Consider the following 14,287-nt stretch of genomic DNA (forward strand, 5'->3'; position numbering starts at 1 on the left):
GCCGAGCTCGCCACTTTTAGGTTCTTATGGGGTCGCTTCAGAAAACGGAATGAATCGTACGCTAATGGTCGCTGAGGAGGACACGGACGACCATCCGGGCCGTTAGCGTTGAAGCAGTCTCGGGGTGGGGTGATCCCCCCACTTCCCACTGCGCCCGTACAGTGAATTGAGACAGGCGTTAGGAGGATTTGTTTCATGACGAATCGTCGAAAGTTCAGTGCCGAGTTCCGGGCTGAGGCCGTACGGATGTCTACCGACCCGCAGGCAACGGCAGCCACCGAGCACGCCGCCTGGCACACACTCTCGGTCGCGGAAACCACGGCGGCGCAGGGCGTCGACTCCCGCACCGGGCTTTCGGCAGCCGCCGTCGCCGACCGCAGGCGACTCCACGGATTGAATCTGCTGGCTGAGCCGAACCGGGTGCCGACCTGGCGCAAGATCGTGCACCTTCTGACCGAGAAGATGACTATCGTGCTGCTGGTGGCCGCAATCGTGAGCGCTGTCGTCTCCCGGGAGCTGGAGACGCCGATCGTGATCCTGGCCGTGATCATCCTGAACACCGTCCTGAACTATGTGCAGGAGCGGCGGGCTGAAAGCAGCCTGCAGGCGCTGCAGAAGCTGTCGGAAGGCAGGACCGTCGTGCGCCGCGACGGCACCGAAGTCGAGGTGCAGCGTTCCGAGCTGGTGCCGGGCGACATCGTGCTCCTTGACGCCGGGGACTCCGTTCCTGCCGATGGCCGCCTCATCGACAACGTCGGCTTGCAGGTGGCGGAGGCGACCCTGACCGGGGAGTCCGAGCCGGTCGGCAAGACGACCCCGGCGCTGGATGATTCCGGATTGCCGCTCGCTGACCGCCACAACATGCTCTTCATGAACACCATCGTTACCCGGGGACGGGCAACCATGGTGGTCACTGACATCGGCATGGGCACGGCGGTCGGCGGTATCGCGGCGTTGCTGAGCGAGGTGAAGAACGACAAGACGCCGTTGCAGCGGAGGATCGACCAGCTGGCCCAGGTGCTCACCATCGCGGCGCTGGTCGTGGTTGCGATTGTTTTCGTGCTGGGCCTCGTGCGTGGGGAGTCCTGGACCGAGCTTTTGATCACGGCCGTGTCGCTGGCCGTTGCGACCATCCCCGAGGGCCTCACCGCGGTCGTCGCGTTCACGCTGGCGATGGGTGCCTCGAGGCTGGCGGCCCAGGGTGCCATCATTAAACAGCTCTCGGCGGTGGAAACGCTCGGCAGCGTCAGCCACATCGCCACCGACAAGACCGGCACGCTGACCATGAACGAGATGACGGCCCGCCGGTTGCACACCCATGGCCGCGATTTTCGCATCACCGGCGAGGGCTACTCCACCACTGGTAGGATCCTCACCGGCGACGACCGTCCGCTGCCCGACCTCACCGAGGCGTTCCTGACCATGGCTCTGTGCAACGATGCCGGAGTGAACGACGGCGTGCTGGTGGGTGACCCCACCGAAGGAGCACTGGTAGTGCTGGCCGAGAAGGGCGGCATCGATGTCGCCGGCGCGAGGCGGTCCCACCCGCGGGTGGCCGAGGTCCCCTTCGATTCCGACTACAAATTCATGGCCACGTTCCACCGAATGGCGGAGTCTGCGACCGGGCAGCGCCTGCCCGGGCTGCGCTGCTTCGCCAAGGGTGCACCGGGCGCTCTGATGCCCCTGACCGACTCGGTGCTGGGCATCGACGGCATCCGCCCGCTCGATGACTCGCTGCGGCAACGGATCCACGATTCGATTCAGGAGCTGGCCGGCGAGGGCCTCCGCACGATCATGATTGCCGGACGTTCCCTTGACCCCGGAACGGTTCCTGACGAGGGCTCAGGTCGGTCGCTGGTAACGGGCCTGACCCTCTACGCCATCGTCGGAATCGTCGACCCACCCAGGGTCGAGGCGGCCGAGGCCATCGCGGTGGCGCTCGGCGCCGGCATCCGCGTTCACATGATCACAGGAGACCATCTCGTGACGGCCTCGGCCATCGCGCGTAATCTGGGTCTGCCGGGCGAGGCCGCTGCCGGTCCCACGCTGGACGACCTCGACGACCACGAGCTCGCTGCCCGTGCCGCGGACTACGGAGTACTTGCCCGGGTCACCCCGGCCCACAAGATCCGGGTAGTCAGGGCGCTGCAGTCCGGCGGCAAAGTCGTGGCCATGACCGGCGACGGCGTCAACGACGCGCCGGCGCTGAAACAGGCCGACATCGGCATTGCCATGGGTATCACAGGTACGGATGTCTCAAAAGGCGCCGCCAACATGATCCTCACCGACGACAACTTCTCCACGATTGTCGCTGCGGTGAGGGAGGGACGCGGCATCTATGCCAACATCCTGAAGTTCGTCAGGTTCCAGCTGACCACGGCGTGGGGTTTCGTGATCATCTTCCTGATCGCGGGCGTCACCGGGTGGGCCGCCGGTGCACCGTTCACGGCCCTGCAGATTCTCTGGGTCAACATCATCATGGACGGGCCGCCCGCGCTTGCGCTCGGCGTGGACCCGGCCGAACCCGGAACGATGAGCCGGCCCCCGCGCCCGTCGGACGAGCGGCTGCTCACCCGGGAACGGCTGTTCCGGATACTGGGGTCCGGCCTCGTGATGGCCGCGGGAACACTGACCGTGCTGACCCAGGCACCGTCGCTCTTCCCGGACAGTGCGGGGAACCCGCTCTTCGCCACCACCCTCGCCTTCACCACCTTCGTCTTCTACCAGGTGTTCAATCTGCTCAATGTGCGCTCGGACACGCACTCCGTCTTCTCGCTCCAGACTTTCACAAACCGCAGCATCTGGGTGGCCCTCGTCGCCGTGATCATCCTTCAGATCTTCGTGGTGCAGATCGATGTCTTGCAGGGACTCTTCGACACCACCTCACTCTCGGCGACCCAATGGGGTCTCGCAGTGCTGATCGGGTCGTCGGTGCTCTGGGTCGAAGAGATTCGGAAGTCTGTCGTGCGCGTCGCGGGGCGCCGGGCAGCTCTTCGCTGAGGCTTACGGTGCGGCACATCACGGTGATCTTCAGTCGGCTGCGGCGTTCGCGTCTCCTGGTTAAGGGGTCTGAGCAGTACTGGAACGGTGAATGGCGGTAACGGCTGGAGCGGTCGGTCGGTCGGCGAGGTCGGACTGCGAGGATACGAGGCAGCGAGCAAGCGCGCGTTCAGAACTCGTCTCAAAACGTTGGCCAGCTCGCTAGGGATGTCGGCCGAATTGTGGACACGCTGGGTTCGGCGTGTCGTTCGTCCCCGCGTTCGTCGCAGAATTCACCGATTTTGGACACCGGACAGGCCGCCGTTGCGGGTGATCTGGGGCTTAGCGCCAATGGCCGTTCCGCTACTGGTCAGACCCCGTATGCCGGGCGGCCGTCGGTGATCACTCTGTCGATCAATAATGCCCTCCCATGAAGGGTCAAACAGGTATTAATGTGGGGCATGAGAACCTCCGTTTTCGTGGCGACTTTGACATCACCACTGAAACCGGAGGTTCTCCCTTTTCAACCCCGAACTGTCACCAACCTGTCGGCTCAGTACAACTAGGTCCAGAACATTTTCCGGTCCATCCGGTTTGCGTGTGCACCCGTTCTGGTCAGAATTGCTTTATTGGTGCGACGTGTTCTGGGCGACGAGCGACATTCGTCGACGGCGCAGCCATATACCCAGTGCAACCGCTATGACTACAATTGCGCCGGCTCCGCCTGCGATCAGTAGTGGGTCCGGGCCTTCTTCGGTTCTCACAGGCTCGCTTTCGCCGGTATCAGGGAAGGTAATTTCCGCGGTTGCGGTGTGACTGACGAGTCCGCTCTTGAGATCGAGTTCGGCTTGCCACGGGCCGTCAGGGAGTCCGGGGTCCAAAGTCACTCCGAGCTCGACGGAGCCGCCGGGGGCGACCGTCACGACGGCATCTGAACTGAACGGCCCGGCAGACAACCCGCTGGGGCCCTTCGTGAGGGAAAGGGTGCCGGAGATGTCCAGCGCCCGGCCTCCTGTATTGGACACGGAGGCGACGACTGCGGGGTTTCCTGACTGGTTTCGCTTCGCAGTTAAGGACATGATCTCAAAATTCGCCGGCGCCCCGTTTCCGGGTCCGACGGAAAGATAGATGCGAATGCCGACTCTGCTCGCACTGACAATGTTCGTTTCCGCGTTAACGGGAGAGCGAACTTCTGCCCATACCGCAGCGTACAGTTCGTTCTCGGCGGCATCCGGAGGAACGTCAATAGTTATCCGCACATCTGTGCTCTCACCCGCAGCCATCTGCAGTTGGGGCTGGGCAACGGACGACCATGATGTCAACTCGTTCTCGGCCGCACCATCTTCTCCGACGAACGAGCCCCCCTGGATGCCGGCGGCGCCAACGTAGACGCGAACTAATTGAGATGAGTCCGTGTTGTTTTGCACTTCCACACGACGTTCGATCGTCATCCCCGGCGACAGGCGGTCAATGATGTATGAGCGCGCGCGGGGATCGTTTTGAGTAGCGGTTGGGATGTCAACGAGGCGGATTCCTATGCCCGATGCCTGCGGTGGTGCCGACTCCTGCGTATTCATGTCGACTGCAGACAGGGCCAGTGCTGGCGTCGGAGCGATCAACAGGACCACGAACATCATCACACCCAACGCTATTGTCAGTGAGCGCAATACGGGGGACTCCTCGTAATTTTCGATGCCGCCTAACGGCGCTGTTCCAGGTGGTAAGTGCGGGGGGACGAGCCGCTGTTGCGGTCGTCCCCCCGCGCACGATAAGCGGTTTAGCTGAACGAGTGCGTCAGCGTTGCGGTGTAGTCGGTAGCGGCCAGAGCGTCGGACGGGATCGCAACGTTGACGGTCGCGTCCCAGGTGGCGGTGTTGTTTCCGGTTACAGCACTGGCGGTCTGAACAGCTCCGGCACCAGTATCGGCCGTGGTGTTCGCAACAGTGACCGTACCGGTTACGGCTGCGGTGGTTGGTACGTAGTTCACGCCCGTGGACGGGATCGAAGAACTGGGCTGCAAAGTCGAGGTGAAGTCGCTAATGCTGATGCTAGCCGTCCAGCCGATAGCGTCAGCGGTGAGGTCAGAGACTTCGACTCCGGTCAGCGTTCCCGTAGCCGTGGCTCCCGGTGCGACGTTTGTAAGAGCCAGGGATGCGGGTGTGCTGATAGTAAGAGCGCCAGCTGTTACTTCAGTGGTCGTGGTCGTCGTGCTGGCTGCGGAAGCCGGAAGAGCCGAGACACCGACCATGGCGACGGCACCGACAAGAGCTACAGCTGAGAGAGCAATTTTGCGCATTGGAAAGCCTTTCGAACGGGAACAGATGAGATCGTCGGTAAAATATCTACCGAAATTAAACCTACCATCAGGACATTTTTCTAAACCACCAGCCCCACAACGGGGCACAACATCAGAACGCAGGCATCGAAGCGGCTCATTTTTCAGATGCGTGTGTATCGGCCGCACCGCAGCTTCCGCGTAGTTGCGCATGGTGGTGGCCTTGTGCATCTCGCAACAGCGCTTATGTCGGTTTGCGGTGTGTTTGCGGCCCGCCGGTGCAGCATGAGGTCCCGGAGTGAAAATTGGGGGGGGGGGGGAACCGCCACTCCAGGACCGCTCTCAACGTCAGCCGTCGAGCTGGTCCGGATTGGAGGGGGGCCACTACTCCGGAACAGCTTTCGAGTTTAGTCGACGATCTGGTCGTCCGTGTCCTCGGCGGCCTCGTTCGGCTAGTTTGGCAGCGCTGTGCGATCAGTGGAGCGGCGACGGGCGGTGCCTCTGCCAAGGAGCTGCGCGAATGGGATGTCCTCGTCCCATCCGCCACTGATCAGCAGGGGCATGAATCGGGCGAGGGCCGCGAAGCCGTCAGTCTGGTTCGGATACACGCCAAGCGAGACTAGGTGGGGGTGGCTTGTGAATTCGTCGAATATCCGACGCTAAGGTTTTGTGACGTGTGGCGTTCGGTAACGATCGTTTGCAAGACTCTGTTTGAGATCTCATCAAGGTCACTGAATACAAGGGCCCACCGTGTAACGGTTGCCGTGTACGCACCAACGCAACTCATGCCTACTGCCTTCGCGATACACGAACCTGAGACGTCCCCCGGAGGGCAACGCTTCTTGCCTACGAACGGACCCGATCACCGCGGCCTTCGGCTGGCTTCTGGTGAAAAAGTCGCGCTAACGTCGGATATTTCACTTTTTCACAAGCCACCCCTACTATCGCCTATCGCCTATCGCCTATCGCCTATCGCCTATGGCCTCACGGCTCACCATGGAATCGTTGGCAAAGCGATCCAGAACGGCAATGTGCTTGCTCACACCCTGCTGGGCTTCACGCGGGAGAACTACTGGGCAGCGGACAAGCTCACCGCGCTGGTGGGGCACTCCCCCAGCAAGGCGCAGCACGTCACGCTGGCCATCGTTTTGGCAGGCATCGAGGAGAGCACCAGCAAAGAGACGTGGCGACGCCCGGACGCCCTCAGCGCCCGGTATTTTGAGCAGTTGGCCGCGTGGGGCTACGGCCTCAGCGACGTTGAGCGCATCGTGATTGACACGATTGCCGAAAATGCTGCGATGAAAGCCAACCAGGACTAATCCCCGCTCACTACCCGGCGCGGCAGTACCCACTGCCGCGCCGGGTGGTCCGCTCCCCGACACCGAAGCGATGGGTGGCACCAGCTACGACCAGGTGCAACGCGGAAGCGTCGCCGTGGGCGCCGCTCAGTCCTCTGACATCGGAGCCGCGTTGCGGCCTGCTTTTCTGATGCTTTTTGACCATTCCGGTCGGTCATCATAGATCGCTTTCGCGCCTACATTCCGGGCTTTCGCGGCATATCCTCATTCGCTGCGCTCTCTTGCGGTATTCCACGACCCTGCACTACGCCACTTTCGCTCTCATCGATTTCTCTCGCCGGAAGGCAAAAAAACAAGTTGTCCCGAGAGAAGAGAGAACATCATGACCACACTTGGTAGCATCACCGCCCACCTCACCGCCACCCGTGACGGATGCCCCACGCAGGACCTGACCCTCGACACTCTGGCGCGCGCGGTGTGGAGCATCATCGGGGAACCTGGAAATCACAACGTCGGTGCGCTCGTCACCGCCCTCGGCGCGGAAGACGCCCTCAATGCGGTCCTTGCCGCTGGCGTTGGCGGCGATACCAAGGCCGGAGGAATCGACGTCGCCGGGATCCGCGAGCGGGTTCTCCCCCGCGCCACGGAGAGTACCGTCCGGGGTGCTTTCGCTGCTGCCGCTGCCGTCAACGCAGTGATCATCACCCCGGAGCACCCGCACTGGCCCGCCGGGTTCACGGACCTCGGGGTGGGTGCCCCGCATGCCCTCTGGGCGCGAGGGAACACGGCGTTGCTGGCCGCGCAGCCGAGCATCGCCGTGGTGGGTGCTCGAGCGGCGACCGGGTACGGGGAACACGTGTGCATGGACATGGTCGCCGGGCTCGTCGACCGGGGCCACACCATCGTGTCGGGTGCCGCGTATGGGATTGATGGGATGGCGCACCGGGCTGCCCTGGCCAGTTACGGGCACACCGTCGCTTACCTCGCCGGAGGTATCGACCGGTTCTACCCGTCCGGGCACGACGGCCTCCTCACCCGCATTGTCGAGGCCGGAGTCGTCGCATCGGAACTGGCCTGTGGGAGCAGCCCGACCGCGTGGCGTTTCTTGCAGCGGAACCGGTTGATCGCCGCCGGAAGTAACGCCACCCTCGTGATTGAGGCCGGGTATCGGTCCGGGTCGCTGAACGTCGCCGGACACGCCGCGTCCCTCGGACGACCCGTGGGCGCTGTCCCCGGACCCATCACCTCACCGACCAGTGCCGGCTGCCACCGCCTGATCAGTGCCGGAGCACACCTGGTCACCACCGCGACCGACGCCGCCGCACTGTAGGGCGCGAGCCGGTCAGCCGTCGGGCTGGCCGGCGAGGGGTGACCCCCTCACACTCCCCCACCAAGCAAGCACAGCCCCAGCACAACCGTGGAGCAGCGGCGCGGCCGCCGCACAATCACCCTGATCGGAGCCGCTCCGCGGCCTGTCTGAGGAGCATTTTTGTCCTATCTGGCCACTCATCGTAGCTCCCTCCGTGCTTACGTCACCCGGATTCTCAGACGCGCCCTGCGGGCTTATTTCGCCCGAGAATCCGTGCACTACGCCACTGCCGGTCGCTATCGATTTCTCTCGCCAGACAGGGCAAAAAAACAGTTGTTCACAAGGGAGAGAGAACGCATGGATGAGTCGGATTACCCGTACGAGAACACCTACCCCCGGGAGCGCTACGCCAGCGGGTGCGCCTGCAGCGGATGCCGTTCCGAAGGCGCGGTAGATACCCCGCCGGGTGAAACGTGCACCGCGACCCGCTACGCCGACAGCTTCGCCTAAACCAGAGGAAAAAATCATGCTCATCATCACTCACACTCACGAAGCCGGAACCATGATCGAGGGCACCAGCCGGGGCGACGGCACCGCCGATGTCCTCAGAGCCAATGGTTGGCGGTGGGGGCGCAGCATCAGCGCGTGGTTTGTGCCCCAGTCCCGCGACCGCCTCCCGAAGCTTCACACCATCACCCGCACCCAGGCAGCACTGGAAGCGGCCGGGTTCGACGTGGACACCGACATCGACAGTACCCACCGCACGACAGCCGAGGTCGAGGCCGGAAAGATCGAACGACAGACCGACCGGGTCGACACCTTGGCCGCGAAAGCGGAGCGTAAGAGCGACGCCGACGAGGCGGCGTGGACCCGCGCCCGCGCGGCTCTTGACCGCCTCCCCGAAGGAGGCGAGCCGATCAAAGTGGGTCACCACTCCGAAAGCCGCCACCGAGGCGCGATCACCAAGGCCGACACCGCCATGCGTAAATCAGTAGAAGCCAGCGCAGACGCCGCCCACGCCCAGGCACGCGCGGACGCTGCTACCCACACCAGTGATGCCCGCTACGCCCCAGTGACCGTGGCAAATCGCATCGAAACGTTGGGGGCTGAGCTGCGGAAGCTGGAACGGCGCATCACCGCGCAGGTGTATGACGACGCCCGCGGCTACGTTGACGCCACCGACGCGCAGAAGCAGTCCCGCGCGTCCCGTCTTGCGCCGCACCTCGAGGAGAAACGCGACCAGATCGCCTACTGGGAGGCGGTGCGGGCCGCTCAGATCCACAGCGGCACCGCCACCGGCTACGACCGGGCCACCGTCCGAAAGGGCGACCGGGTCAAGATCCGCGGCCAGTGGCGCGAGGTCGTCCGCGCCAACGCGAAAACGGTCAGCGTCACCACCGGCTACAGCTGGACTGACACCGCCCCCTACGCGGAGATTCAGCAGCTCGTGCGGCCCGAGTAACCCCGCTGCAGCGGCCGGCCCGACGGGGCCGGCCGTGAGGTGGCGGCGCCCCCTCACACTCCCCCACCAGGTGAACCCGGCACGGAGGCCGGCCCCTATGGCGCCTGCTGCGCAGGGCTGTCCTTATTCAAGACTTTTCTTCCCTTGGTGGCCGGTCATCGTAGTTCGCTTCGTGCCTTCGTCACCCACACCCTCGCACGCGGTCGCAGGCTCCCTTATTTCGTCCGAGACTGCGCGCACTACGGCCCTCCCGCTCTCAATCGATTTCTCTTGCCACCCAGGGCAGAAAAACGGTGGACGAGCACACAACCACTGCCCACGAGACCACGGGACCTCCGTGCACCTCACCACTTTGAGAGGGAAAGCCCATGACCACCACTATCCGCAGCGTCAAGATCAACCCGACCGACACCATCACCACCGTCACCCTGGACGAGGGAAACATCGGGACCAACATGTGTGCCTTGATCGGGTGCAGAACGTTCGACGTCGTCGGTTTGGCCGACGATATCGACCTCTTCGTCGACGATGAAGGCCTCATCAACGGTTCACCCCTGAACCTGCCCGCAACCGTGCTCAGCCACCTCCTCGGCAGCCCGACCGTCATCTTCGGAACCGCCGTCAGCGTCAGCGTCACCGCCGACGGCGAAACAGTCGGCCTCACCGACCACCAGCTCGCGAGGATCCAGAAAGCACTCGCGCAAAAACCCGACGAGGGCACCATTGACGTACTCGTAGACAGCCTGTCCCCGTTCCCCACCGTCGTCGGCATGCTCCGCAACATCTAACCGCGACAACCGGCTGGCCCACACGGGCCAGCCGGTGAGGGGTGACCCCTCACACTCCCCCGGGATCCGGCACGGAGGCCGGAACAGCGAATGTGAGAGATCACTATCTCGAGCAGCTCCTCTGAAGCTCTGTCGTTGAGGACGTTTTGGTTCGACTACGTTGTCGAAAACAATACTTGTAATACAAACAAGTATTGTATTTATTGTATAGCAAACAATTATTGCTTTCGTGGCGTGTCGATCTTTGCAATGGTCGCTATTAAAGCAATACTTAGAAGACAATCAACCCTGTAAATACAAACAAGTATTGTATTTATTAACTTTACCTCAGAAGGGCAAGAATCGTGGCCCACACAGCAGTCATATCGAACAACAAGGGCGGCGTGTCCAAGACGGAGCTGACCGTACAGCTCGCAGCTGCGCTCGCTCGAGCGGGTCAACGGATTCTCGTCGTGGACATGGACCCACAAGCGAACGCCACACGTCGCCTCGGTATCGAATGGGACGCAAACGAACCCATCCCCACCATGTCTGAGGTCATCAAGGCCGACCAGCCAGGGGCGGGGGAGGGGGCTGTGGTCGCGTGCGGCTGGACCAGCCCCGACGGTTTGCCAACACCTGAAGCAGAAAACATAGACGTCCTCCCGGCACGGTTTGACCTCATCAACCGTGAAACCGAAGCCGGGGTCATCGGAGCCGTGAGGAGACTCCAGAAAGCTCTTGAAGGATGGACAGACGACTACGACATCATCCTCATCGACACTCGGCCAGACCTCGGCCACCTAGTCCAAATGTCCATGGCGGCCGCAGACACCATCATCATTCCAACCGACCCCAACTACGATTCCGTCGAGGCAGCGATCCGGGTGAGCGACTTTGTCACTCGTCACGCGATTGACATCGCCAACCCGACCCTCACCGTCGGTGGCATCGTCGTAACGCGACGAAAGGCCACCATTGAACACGACTACCAAATCGAGGGGCTGCGCGGTCAGTTCGGAGATCTCGTGTGGAACCTTGGTGGTGTCGTCAAGATGTCAGATGGCTCAGAACTACTAAACCCGTCGTACATCCCCGAATGGTCACGCTTCGCAGAGGCCGACGCAGCGGCCGTTTCCCTGTCCGACTGGAGCGACCGAAACGGACGCAAGACTGTCGCCCTGTACGACGCCGTCGCTCGAACCTACCTAGCCCGCTTCCTGGGCGCCAAGGGGATGGCAGCATGACCGCTCCTACTCGTCGACGGCCAGGAAGCGCAAGCCCAATCAGGCTGGTGCCCGAGGTCGAAGAAGTCCGCACGCCGCCCGCCATGGAACGTCGGCCGGACGGTCCATCAACGAACCCCGACTCCAAAGCATCAACGGTTGAGTCCGTGGAGAGTGACGAGAAGAAAGCAGTCACTTTTGGGCTCCGCACCTCCCTCAAGAAACGCGCCGAAACGGCAGTGCTCCGAACTGCAGGCTACGAAGGCGGCTACAACTCAATGGCTGCCCTCGTTGATGGTGCGCTCGAGCGTGAACTTGCACGGCTCGCTATTGAGTTCAACAACGGTGAGCCCTTCCCACGAAATGTAGGTGGATTCCGTCAAGGTAGACCCCTCGGAAGCTAACAGCAGAACGGGGAGAAGTGCGGTCGCGCACTACAGTGCAGTGAGAGGGCCCGGTCACAGGGGCCGAACTCAACTGGGCAGAGGCCCACTGCAGGGTCTGCCGGCTTACCGCAGCGCCGTCCCCGCGCTCTTGGTCTCCTCGACGAGCTCGCGGTCTACAGCAGAGATGTTGCTACGCCAAAATGCGAACTGTTCACGCAGCAGATCCGTGACCATGAAATGGTCGCGTGCCGCTTTGTTGAGGACATCGAGGCGAGGCGCCAGGGCGGGTCACGAGGTAGCAGGTGAGCTGGCTGCAGCTGGGCAGCCCGCTACGCCCCGAGGTGTCCATGTCGGTCATGGGGCGCGATGGCGCCCCATGTGACGGGGGATCAGGTGGAAGGGACTAGCGACGGTGTCCTCGGGCAAGGGCCGTCGACCGTTCCAACGGTCGTGGGGGCATGCTCGTTGACCTCGGACGAGCCGGTGGTCCACTGACATGGAGATAAGCAGATTAGCGACATCAGAATGAGTATGTTCCGCGGATTACTGACGCCGAGATGAGCATTCTCAAGCCCAGCTGGCTGCCCGGATGTCATTTTCCGTTCACGTCTGCACAAGGACCCGCGTGTTTTCGGGGTTGCGCAGGCGAGTGTTGAGCACTGCTCTTTCCGTTCACCCCTGCACTAAAAGGGTTTTTGCTCACTACTCCTCTGCACAAAGTAGGTGGCGGGTTGGACGCAGAATCGGTGCACATTGCCGAGTTCGGCAACGTTGACGATGCCGGATGCCCTATGGGATCGCACGAAGAGAGTGTCGGCGGTGGTGGCGCCGTTGTCGGCACAAGCGATCGTAGGCAGGGCCGCCGTCGATGCGTCCGTGCTGTGGTCGCGGCGGCCCGGTCAAGTTGAATGCCATGCCCGCTACAGAAGGCCAACTGAGCAGAAAAAACCTCGGCAATCGATCTTCGAACCAGTTGTGCAGGCGTGTAGGGACATTTGTGCAATCGTGAACGGAAAATGACACGGCCGTCCAGTCGGCTGCCCAGTTGTCAATAACGTAAAACGTATTTCGTTTTCGTTACGTTATTACGTTTCGTGTTAGAATAACGTTATGGATATCATCGAGACTCCCAGCGACGTTCGCACGTGCCGTTTCCCCGGCTGCGACCGCCCCGCGGCGGCGGGTGAGTCCGGCTCGGGCCGGCCGCCCGAGTACTGCGACGACGCCGCCCACAACCGGGCTGCTGCGTGGCGTGCGCGCCAGGCGCAGCGCGGCACCGTCACAGTGCCGTCCAAGGTTGACGGCCGGCCCGTGGACTCTGCCCGGCAGCGCGCGAGCGAGATCCGCTCGCAGGTCTCCGGGATGATCGAACACCTCGAGGGACAGCTGCGCGTCTTGGTCGAGGAGCTCGGCACAGTGGGGGACCTCGACGCCGCCGAAGCACAAGCCGAGTCCGTCGCCAGCGACGCGGCCGAAGCGGTCGCCTCGGCGACAGCACGCGCCACGAGAGCCGAACAGGCACAACGCCGTGCGGAAGCCGAACGCACGGACGCTGACGCGCTCACCGCAGAAGCGATTGCGGGCAGCGAACTCCTCGAGCGCACACTTGCCGAAGCACACGCGACTGCTGCGGCCACCGAGACGGCGTGCCTGCAGCTCGTCGAAGAACTCGCCGACACCGTTGCCGGTGCGGCAGCTGACCGCGAGAGCAACCGCACCACCGTGGAGGGCCTTGAAACAGAACTCACCACGGTGCGGGGGAGCCTGGCCGAGGAGCAGCGCGACCACGCTGCCACCGCTGCGCGGTTGGTTACCATGACCGCTACCGCGGCCACAGCCGAGAGCCGGGCCACGACGGCCGTGGCGACGGCTGCCGCCGCCACCGAACGCGCCGAGCGGGCAGAGGCCCATGTTCAGGCCGGGCGCGACCAGGTCGATGTCCTCCGCACGGACCTATCTGCAGAGCGTGACCGTGCCGGCGCTGCGAGCTCGCAGGTCGCCGTGCTGACCATCGAACGCGACAATGCCCTGGCCGCAGTCATACGCGAACGTGAATACGCGGATCAACGCATCGCTGACCTTCGCGCCTACGAACGCGACGAGCAGGGCCCCGAGAGCAGCGACCCGCGCGCCGACGGCTCGGCGGTCCCGCGGTGAAGTAAAAAGCAACGGGTGACTCACAGAATGACGACCAGGCGAACTCCTAACAGGACCCGCGTCCTACAGGCCAACGCCCTCGGCTGCTGATTCTCTCTCGCAGCCGAGAGTGTTTCTGTAACCTGTGACCCGGCAACCGACGCCGGGCTGCATGCGTCAGATGCGAATCGGCACAGACTTCGTCAGGGGCCTTCTATCCGGGGAGCGGTCCCCGATACCCTTTTACCATGGACAAGTCCCGGCTGGGCCGATGCCCCAAATGCGGGGAATTGGTCAACGTGCACACGGTGGAAGACGGCATGGTGTACCTCGGCTGCGACGAGTTGGATTGCCTGTGGGCCTCTCCTCTGGAGTCCATGCTCAGTGAGGAATAAGAAGGACCAGAAGAAAACTGATCCTCGGGTTCGTCACAGAATGCGGGCCACCCA

General features: G+C 63.0%; 11 protein-coding genes. 9 read left to right on the top strand and 2 right to left on the bottom strand.

All coding sequences use genetic code 11. The features are described 5' to 3' along the window. Window positions 1–195: 195 nt before the first annotated feature. A complete protein-coding gene (locus tag EDD25_RS16805) occupies window positions 196–3,000 on the top strand; it encodes a cation-translocating P-type ATPase (RefSeq protein WP_241986608.1) in 2,805 nt (934 codons plus the stop codon). A 605-nt stretch (window positions 3,001–3,605) separates the two neighbouring features. On the opposite strand, the gene EDD25_RS16810 is transcribed toward EDD25_RS16805, so the two are convergent. Beyond that, window positions 3,606–4,616, bottom strand: a complete 1,011-nt coding sequence (locus tag EDD25_RS16810) for a COG1361 family protein (protein ID WP_134175651.1) — start codon at window positions 4,614–4,616, stop codon at window positions 3,606–3,608. A 140-nt stretch (window positions 4,617–4,756) separates the two neighbouring features. Beyond that, window positions 4,757–5,275 carry a hypothetical protein gene (locus EDD25_RS16815; protein WP_134175659.1) on the bottom strand — a complete coding sequence of 173 codons (519 nt, stop codon included), beginning with the start codon at window positions 5,273–5,275 and terminating at the stop codon, window positions 4,757–4,759. A gap of 1,010 nt (window positions 5,276–6,285) precedes the next feature. On the opposite strand from EDD25_RS16815, the gene EDD25_RS16820 reads away from it, so the two are divergent. From EDD25_RS16820 to EDD25_RS17660, 8 genes are all read left to right on the top strand, one after another. Next, window positions 6,286–6,573: a hypothetical protein gene (locus tag EDD25_RS16820; protein WP_134175661.1), complete on the top strand. Its 288-nt coding sequence runs from the start codon at window positions 6,286–6,288 to the stop codon at window positions 6,571–6,573. A 361-nt stretch (window positions 6,574–6,934) separates the two neighbouring features. Continuing rightward, complete coding sequence (gene dprA / locus EDD25_RS16825) at window positions 6,935–7,882, top strand: DNA-processing protein DprA (protein ID WP_134175663.1); 948 nt, start codon at window positions 6,935–6,937, stop codon at window positions 7,880–7,882. Window positions 7,883–8,218: 336 nt separating this feature from the next. Next, window positions 8,219–8,371: a hypothetical protein gene (locus EDD25_RS17655; RefSeq protein WP_166671351.1), complete on the top strand. Its 153-nt coding sequence runs from the start codon at window positions 8,219–8,221 to the stop codon at window positions 8,369–8,371. 16 nt (window positions 8,372–8,387) lie between these two features. Further along, the gene (locus tag EDD25_RS16830; protein WP_134175665.1) at window positions 8,388–9,323 is read left to right on the top strand and encodes a DUF3560 domain-containing protein; all 936 of its coding nucleotides are present in this window, start codon (window positions 8,388–8,390) and stop codon (window positions 9,321–9,323) included. Between the two features lie 368 nt (window positions 9,324–9,691). Next, window positions 9,692–10,111, top strand: a complete 420-nt coding sequence (locus tag EDD25_RS16835; RefSeq protein WP_134175667.1) for a DUF3846 domain-containing protein — start codon at window positions 9,692–9,694, stop codon at window positions 10,109–10,111. A gap of 344 nt (window positions 10,112–10,455) precedes the next feature. After that, entirely contained in the window at window positions 10,456–11,337 is an 882-nt protein-coding gene (locus EDD25_RS16840; RefSeq protein ID WP_134175669.1) for a ParA family protein, read from the top strand. A 1,475-nt stretch (window positions 11,338–12,812) separates the two neighbouring features. Next, window positions 12,813–13,859, top strand: coding sequence for a coiled-coil domain-containing protein (locus tag EDD25_RS16845; RefSeq protein WP_134175671.1), 1,047 nt, complete (start codon window positions 12,813–12,815; stop codon window positions 13,857–13,859). A gap of 227 nt (window positions 13,860–14,086) precedes the next feature. Beyond that, complete coding sequence (locus tag EDD25_RS17660; protein WP_166671352.1) at window positions 14,087–14,233, top strand: hypothetical protein; 147 nt, start codon at window positions 14,087–14,089, stop codon at window positions 14,231–14,233. The last annotated feature ends 54 nt before the right edge of the window (window positions 14,234–14,287 follow it).

Source organism: Cryobacterium psychrophilum (assembly GCF_004365915.1).
Lineage (GTDB): Bacteria > Actinomycetota > Actinomycetes > Actinomycetales > Microbacteriaceae > Cryobacterium > Cryobacterium psychrophilum.

Coding starts and splice junctions, on each gene's coding strand:
- EDD25_RS16805 (WP_241986608.1), top strand. CDS start 196: ATGACGAATCGTCGAAAGTTCAGTGCCGAGTTCCGGGCTGAGGCCGTA.
- EDD25_RS16810 (WP_134175651.1), bottom strand. CDS start 4,616: ATGATGTTCGTGGTCCTGTTGATCGCTCCGACGCCAGCACTGGCCCTG.
- EDD25_RS16815 (WP_134175659.1), bottom strand. CDS start 5,275: ATGCGCAAAATTGCTCTCTCAGCTGTAGCTCTTGTCGGTGCCGTCGCC.
- dprA (WP_134175663.1), top strand. CDS start 6,935: ATGACCACACTTGGTAGCATCACCGCCCACCTCACCGCCACCCGTGAC.
- EDD25_RS17655 (WP_166671351.1), top strand. CDS start 8,219: ATGGATGAGTCGGATTACCCGTACGAGAACACCTACCCCCGGGAGCGC.
- EDD25_RS16830 (WP_134175665.1), top strand. CDS start 8,388: ATGCTCATCATCACTCACACTCACGAAGCCGGAACCATGATCGAGGGC.
- EDD25_RS16835 (WP_134175667.1), top strand. CDS start 9,692: ATGACCACCACTATCCGCAGCGTCAAGATCAACCCGACCGACACCATC.
- EDD25_RS16845 (WP_134175671.1), top strand. CDS start 12,813: ATGGATATCATCGAGACTCCCAGCGACGTTCGCACGTGCCGTTTCCCC.
- EDD25_RS17660 (WP_166671352.1), top strand. CDS start 14,087: ATGGACAAGTCCCGGCTGGGCCGATGCCCCAAATGCGGGGAATTGGTC.